Source organism: Hydrocoleum sp. CS-953 (assembly GCF_002260545.1).
Classification (GTDB): domain Bacteria; phylum Cyanobacteriota; class Cyanobacteriia; order Cyanobacteriales; family Microcoleaceae; genus Trichodesmium.
The window spans coordinates 1-6220 of record NZ_LGSU01001037.1 but is presented as its reverse complement, the minus strand read 5'-3'; the positions used below and the strand labels follow the sequence as shown (position 1 = coordinate 6220).

6 protein-coding genes and 2 pseudogenes are annotated in these 6220 nt (G+C 38.6%); 5 read left to right on the top strand and 3 right to left on the bottom strand.

Going from position 1 to position 6220, the window contains the following annotated elements; all coding sequences use genetic code 11:
• The first annotated feature begins 100 nt into the window (after positions 1-100).
• From AFK68_RS15130 to AFK68_RS15105, 4 genes and pseudogenes are all read left to right on the top strand, one after another.
• On the top strand, positions 101-316 hold the full coding sequence (locus AFK68_RS15130; RefSeq protein ID WP_094673514.1) for a hypothetical protein: 216 nt from the start codon (positions 101-103) through the stop codon (positions 314-316).
• 41 nt (positions 317-357) lie between these two features.
• Positions 358-1632 (top strand): annotated as a pseudogene (locus AFK68_RS41815) (apolipoprotein N-acyltransferase); the annotation flags it as partial.
• Positions 1633-2358: 726 nt separating this feature from the next.
• A pseudogene (locus AFK68_RS15110) lies at positions 2359-3258 on the top strand (PQQ-dependent sugar dehydrogenase); the annotation flags it as partial.
• A 1-nt stretch (position 3259) separates the two neighbouring features.
• A partial coding sequence (locus AFK68_RS15105) for a PQQ-dependent sugar dehydrogenase (protein WP_143437895.1) occupies positions 3260-3859 on the top strand: 600 nt, incomplete at its 5' end.
• 476 nt (positions 3860-4335) lie between these two features.
• Here AFK68_RS15105 and AFK68_RS15100 read toward each other — a convergent pair.
• Both AFK68_RS15100 and AFK68_RS15095 read right to left on the bottom strand, forming a co-directional pair.
• Positions 4336-4845, bottom strand: coding sequence for a heme-binding protein (locus AFK68_RS15100; RefSeq protein ID WP_094673510.1), 510 nt, complete (start codon positions 4843-4845; stop codon positions 4336-4338).
• Between the two features lie 344 nt (positions 4846-5189).
• Positions 5190-5369 carry a hypothetical protein gene (locus AFK68_RS15095; RefSeq protein ID WP_094673509.1) on the bottom strand — a complete coding sequence of 60 codons (180 nt, stop codon included), beginning with the start codon at positions 5367-5369 and terminating at the stop codon, positions 5190-5192.
• Positions 5370-5539: 170 nt separating this feature from the next.
• On the opposite strand from AFK68_RS15095, the gene AFK68_RS43470 reads away from it, so the two are divergent.
• Positions 5540-5671, top strand: a complete 132-nt coding sequence (locus AFK68_RS43470) for a hypothetical protein (RefSeq protein WP_256386568.1) — start codon at positions 5540-5542, stop codon at positions 5669-5671.
• A gap of 11 nt (positions 5672-5682) precedes the next feature.
• Here AFK68_RS43470 and AFK68_RS15090 read toward each other — a convergent pair.
• A partial coding sequence (locus tag AFK68_RS15090) for a HEAT repeat domain-containing protein (RefSeq protein WP_143437894.1) occupies positions 5683-6220 on the bottom strand: 538 nt, incomplete at its 5' end.

Genomic DNA, 6220 nt, shown 5'->3' with positions numbered 1-6220 from the left:
TTTAATGTCATATAGCAATTCTTAAATTTGTAAGATAGACAAGTTTTCGATTTTAGGTAACAGGACATCGGGAAGGAAAAAAAATACTTCCGAAAAGATTATGACTAATAAATTTACGACAAATTTCATTGAATATAGCTCTAGAAAAATCAAAGCTTCACATTGGCAAGTACAACTAATAGCACCGATAATATCCGCAGCAATATTTGCTTTTTGTTTTCTTCCCTATAATATTTACCCTCTAGCATTTTTCACTTTTACACCTCTATTATTTGCAACTTTAACAGCTAAAACTCTTGGCAAGCTAGGACAGTAGGATTTGTATTCGGCTGTTTAGTTTATAGTTTTACATTACATTGGATGTGGAATATTTTCCCCTGGTTTACGATTATTCTCTGGGGAATATTGGCTTTATTTACTGCCATTTTTACATTAACTTTATTTCTGCTTAAACAGAGATGGGGAATAGTCACTTCTCTCACCACCGCTCCTTTTATTTGGATAGGTATAGAATATTTTCGTTCTGAATGTTGGTTTCTCAAATTTGCTTGGATAACTGCCGGTTTTTCCCAGGCAAAAAATTTACCTTTTCTACAGTTTAGTTCTATTTTGGGAGTTTACGGAATTTCAGCTTTAATTATCGCGGTTAACTGTTGTATTTGTTATTTACTTATTGGTAAAAATCAACTAAATAAACGTTTATTACCAGTAGGAATTTCCCTCGTAATAATCGGTATAATTCATGGTTGGGGTTTTGCTCAAATTCCTACTCAAACTATAGGTAAAATTACAGTAGGAGCAATTCAAACAGAAGCAGGTAACTTGCTAGAAAATCGACAATTATCTCAGGAACTATCAGGAAAAGTAAAATTAATTGTCTGGCCTGAATATTCACTATTTGAATATGTCGATCCAGATACAAAAGTATTTAAAAATCTATCTCAAATCGCCATTGATACTCAAGCTTATTTAATATTAGGCGGTCAAGAAAAAGTAGCAAATTCTCCCAAAAATTTCTACAATACTGCTTTACTTTTATCACCCACCGGAGAAAAAATAGGCAGCTATTATAAAAATAATCCAGTACAATTTTTTGATGATGGAACTCCAGGAAAAACCTTTCCAGTTTTTGATACATAAATCGGAAAAATTGGCATTGCTATTTGTTACGATATGGATTTTTCTCATGTTTTTCTAAATCTAGTTCGTAACGGTGCAGAAATATTAACAGTTCCTACTTACGATGAAATGGGATGGTCAGAAATACAACATCTTCAACACTCAGCAATGGCACCTGCTCGTGCTATTGAACATCGACGTTGGGTAGTCCGTGCTGCTAGTTCTGGAGTTTCTCAAATTATTAATCCTTATGGAGAAATTCAACAAAGTTTAGATGTAGGTTTAACAGGTACTATTTCTGGAAAAATTGACAAGCGATCGCCTTTAACTTTTTATGCTAGTTTTGGCTATTTATTAACTCCTATTTGTTTGGTATTAGTTATTAGTTATTTGGGGTATGAGTTGGTTTTGGATATTAAAAATACTTTGAATAAAAAGTTCAGCAAAATAGAAATTAGCAAGAATATTAGAATGCTTGATGCACTTGTTCTAATAAGTTACACACAGAATTAAAATCTCTTGTTTGTTGAGATAAAGGTATTAACATCTGTGAGGCAAGAATCACAAAAAAATCTGCTGCGGAAAGTAACATTCCGGCATCTTCAATAGGATATCTTGCAAACGTTTTTTCAACCAGTTTTGAAAGTGAAATTCTTTATCCTTACGACTGACAGATTCAATCATTTAACCTTCCTGGACAGCTAATACGCACTGCTCAAAAATATCAAAGCAGGTTGTATTTGTCATCTAGATTTTCCTTTTTTCAAAATGTCCAAAAATCTCGAAACTTTAATTAAATATTATATTATATTAACACTCTTTTTAACAAGAGCTTTAACATAGTTAATAGAGTTGTTGGTGATTTGGGCTATGATTTTTTTTAAGTGTAGAAACCGGGTTTATATTAGGTGTCTTAGCATACTGACATCTTTCTCCAATAAACCCGGTTTCTTATAGTACAAACTTAGATTTCATAGCTTGATTCACCAACGCCTTAATATAGATTNATTATATTAACACTCTTTTTAACAAGAGCTTTAACATAGTTAATAGAGTTGTTGGTGATTTGGGCTATGATTTTTTTTAAGTGTAGAAACCGGGTTTATATTAGGTGTCTTAGCATACTGACATCTTTCTCCAATAAACCCGGTTTCTTATAGTACAAACTTAGATTTCATAGCTTGATTCACCAACGCCTTAATATAGATTATACTTAGTACCATATAGCAAACTGAACTTATGTTTCAATACAATTTGTTTTCTCAACCAAAACCAAAACCACTTGATATTCTCTATTCCTTCATAACAAGAGGAAGCACAATATTATTTCGCACTGCAATGGCGATCGCTTTCTTAGGAAGTGTAAGTTGTACGACAAAAGTTCAACTTGAATCTCCCACCGTTGCTGAGACTCAAAACAAATCTACTGTAAATTCATCCGTCTCTAATAATCAAAATATTGCCTCTAATTCAAACTACCAAAAAATAACTGTCGTAGAAAATCTCGAACATCCCTGGGGTATTGACTGGTTGCCCGATGGAGCAATGCTGATTACCGAAAGACCAGGGCGGTTGCGAATTGTTCGTGATGGAATTTTAGACCCCGCTCCTATTGCCGGAGTTCCTCAAGTATTTGCTGTTAGTCAAGGTGGTTTATTAGATGTCTCAGTTCATCCGCGCTTTGCAGAAAATCGTTGGATATATCTAACCTATTCCCACGGCGATCGCTCCGCAAACCGGACTCGTATCGCCCGCGCTCGACTTGAGAATAATACTCTGCGCGATCTAAAAGTAATCTTTGAGGTTTCCCAGACAAAACCAGGGGCACAACATTACGGGTCGCGTCTTGTTTGGTTGCCTGATGGAACCCTAGTGGCAAGCATTGGTGATGGAGGCAACCCACCTATTGAATACAATGGTGAATTTATCCGACAACAAGCTCAAAACCGCAAAAGCCATCTTGGCAAGGTGATCAGATTGAATGATGATGGTTCCATACCCTCCAATAATCCTTTTGCTACTTCTACAGATGCCGAACCTGCCGTCTGGAGTTATGGTCATCGCAATATCCAAGGAATTGCATTAGACCCAACAAAAAATCGAATTTGGGCAACCGAACATGGTTCCAGAGGTGGTGACNCAACAAGCTCAAAACCGCAAAAGCCATCTTGGCAAGGTGATCAGATTGAATGATGATGGTTCCATACCCTCCAATAATCCTTTTGCTACTTCTACAGATGCCGAACCTGCCGTCTGGAGTTATGGTCATCGCAATATCCAAGGAATTGCATTAGACCCAACAAAAAATCGAATTTGGGCAACCGAACATGGTTCCAGAGGTGGTGACGAACTGAATTTAATTGAGGTCGGAGAAAACTATGGTTGGCCTGTAGTTACTCACAGTCGCGAATATTCGGGAGGACTCATCTCCCCTGAAACATCTCGCCCTGGTCTGATAGATCCCAAAGTAGTATGGACTCCTTCGATAGCTCCCTCTGGTTTAGCTTTTTATAACGGTGATCGCTTTCCCCAATGGCGAGGTAATTTGTTTGCGGGTGGGTTAGTTTCCCAAGATATTCGTCGCATTGAGCTAGATGAAGCGGGTAATGTTATCGGTCAACATTCTATTCCTATAGGTCAGAGAGTGCGGGATGTCCGACAGGGACCCGATGGACTATTGTATGTTCTGACCGATCGGTCAAACGGGCAGTTAATTCGGTTGGAACCTGTGGGAATTTAGAATTTAGAATTCAGAATTTAGAATTGGGAATTTAGAATTTAGAAGGAAAAATTCAATTATTTGGATAGTGGGAGCATCTTGCTCTCTTGTGTTTGTAGTTGGGCTTTAGCCCGAACATAGATATTGCTCAAGCCCAACTACGAGCTTTAATTAGGGCTTGCTGATTAAATATAAAAGCATTGACGGATAAAGGTTTTAGCAATTTGATGTCTGGAAAAAGTACCAGCTTTTTGGTTGATCAAGCAGAAAAAGTGAGCATTTTGGGTAGATTATGGCAGAAAAATCACTCTTACTATTCTTCCTCCTGCCTCCTCATATAATTCCCATTCCTCCTGACTCCTGTACGGGCGTTAACGATAGTTATGTGAAGCTAACGGCCGTTTCGCTGCGCGACATGTTTGCGGAGCATTCCGTCAGGAAAACGCCCCTACGACTCCTGACTCCTACCCTCACCCATAATAATTTTTCACCAAACCCTAATTACTATTCAACCTAACAGCAATTTGCACCTCACTCCTTTTCAAATCTTCCGGTGTCATCGGCGAATTATACAACAACCGTCTCGGCGAACTCACAACTTCATATTCTGGGTGCTGCGCTAACCAATGTTGCAGCTTTTGCAAATTTTGTTCGTAGCTCTCCCAAGTATAAGCACCCTGCACTCCAATACTCACAACTGTCATTGGCAAAGTATCTCTCACCATCACCTGAGAATCAATTTTTTGGGGAGTCATATCTGGGGTGGAATAGAGAAAAGATACCTCTGTTTGTTCGCCTTCAACGACATAACGAGCTTCCACAGGGGTTGTCATGGCAATTTGATTAGTGCTGATATGTTGATATAGTGGGTCGAATGCGACTCTGGTTGCCATCCGGGAATCTCCTGTATGGGTGTAGGTGACGCCACGGTATTGGGGATATTGTTTAACTTCGATGACGTTTACTTCAGTAGGTTGAGGAAAACCTTGGGGTAAGGATGCAGACATAATTTTTTGGATGATTTATTTAAGAGGATATTTTAATAATTAAGGTAGCACAAAACATCTTGCTTGTGATAGGTGTTTTTAGAATTTCCCAACTCCAAAGAAAGCAGGTTTGATATAACTTATGGTATCAAATCAGGATAATTACTAGACCAAAGTCATTGCGACTGGAACCGAGTGGAAGGTTTGCGGAGCATTCCGGAACGGATAGCAATCTCCCAAACCCTTGAGATTCCTTTCCTGACGGAATGCTCCGCATTCATGTCGGCTCTTAGCCGAAACGCTGTCGCTCGACGACTTTTCAGCAAGATTCTATATAAGTTCTGACTTTGTTAAAGGTACTCAAACTAGCTATTTTCTAATCGCTGCAATTTCCATTTTTCCCACTCCCGCAGTTTTTCGTCTGGGTCATTTGTTGCTCTGTCTTGTAATAGTGGGAGAGTTTGCGGATGGTCTGAATATTGTTTAACTATTGCTTCTAGAAGTTTGGTTGAGTTTAGGAGTAGGGTAGTTTTTGCGCTCCGCAAAGCGTCAGCACAACACAGCGAAAGTTAACGGTGGTGAGTCAATGAATGTAATACACAATACTATATTATGTACTATTGTACAATAGATGAATAAAACATCAATTTATGGAAAACAGAGCGATCGCTACAATATAATACACAATACTATATTATGTACTATTGTACAATAGATGAATAAAACATCAATTTATGGAAAACAGAGCGATCGCTCATGTAGGTTGGGTAGAGCGACAGCGAAACCCAACAGATACAATATTGTTGTTGGGTTGAAGTACGAAACCCAACCTACAAAATTTTGTTAAAGGTACTCAAACTAGCTATTTTCTAATCGCTGCAATTTCCTTTTTGCCCACTTCCGCAGTTGTTCGTCTGGGTCGTTTGCTGCTCTGTCTTGTAATAGTGGCAAGGTTTGCCGATGGTCTGGATATTGTTTGACTATTGCTTCTAGTGCTGTTTGTCGAGGGTTGTGTTGATATTCATTTTCACGTTGAAAGGGGTCATGGAGGGCGGTATTGTAAAACAATTCTAAAATTCCCGGTTCATGTTTCCAACCAGTAGCTATTTGTTCCACTGCTTCAAGTCGCACTTCCCAATTCTCATCAGACACAACCCTTTGTTTGAGTAATTCTAAAATTCCCGGTTCATGTTTCCAACCAGTAGCTATTTGTCGCAACGCTTCACGTCGCACACTCGAACTCTCATCAGAAACAACCCTTTGTTTGAATAATTCAAACATTCCCGGTTCGTGTTTCCAACCAGTACCTATTTGTCGCAACGCTTCACGTCGCACACTCGAACTCTGATCAGACACAACCCTTTGTTTGAATAATTCAAACATTCCCTCTTCATGT

Coding starts and splice junctions, on each gene's coding strand:
- AFK68_RS15130 (WP_094673514.1), top strand. CDS start 101: ATGACTAATAAATTTACGACAAATTTCATTGAATATAGCTCTAGAAAA.
- AFK68_RS43470 (WP_256386568.1), top strand. CDS start 5,540: ATGAATAAAACATCAATTTATGGAAAACAGAGCGATCGCTCATGTAGG.
- AFK68_RS15100 (WP_094673510.1), bottom strand. CDS start 4,845: ATGTCTGCATCCTTACCCCAAGGTTTTCCTCAACCTACTGAAGTAAAC.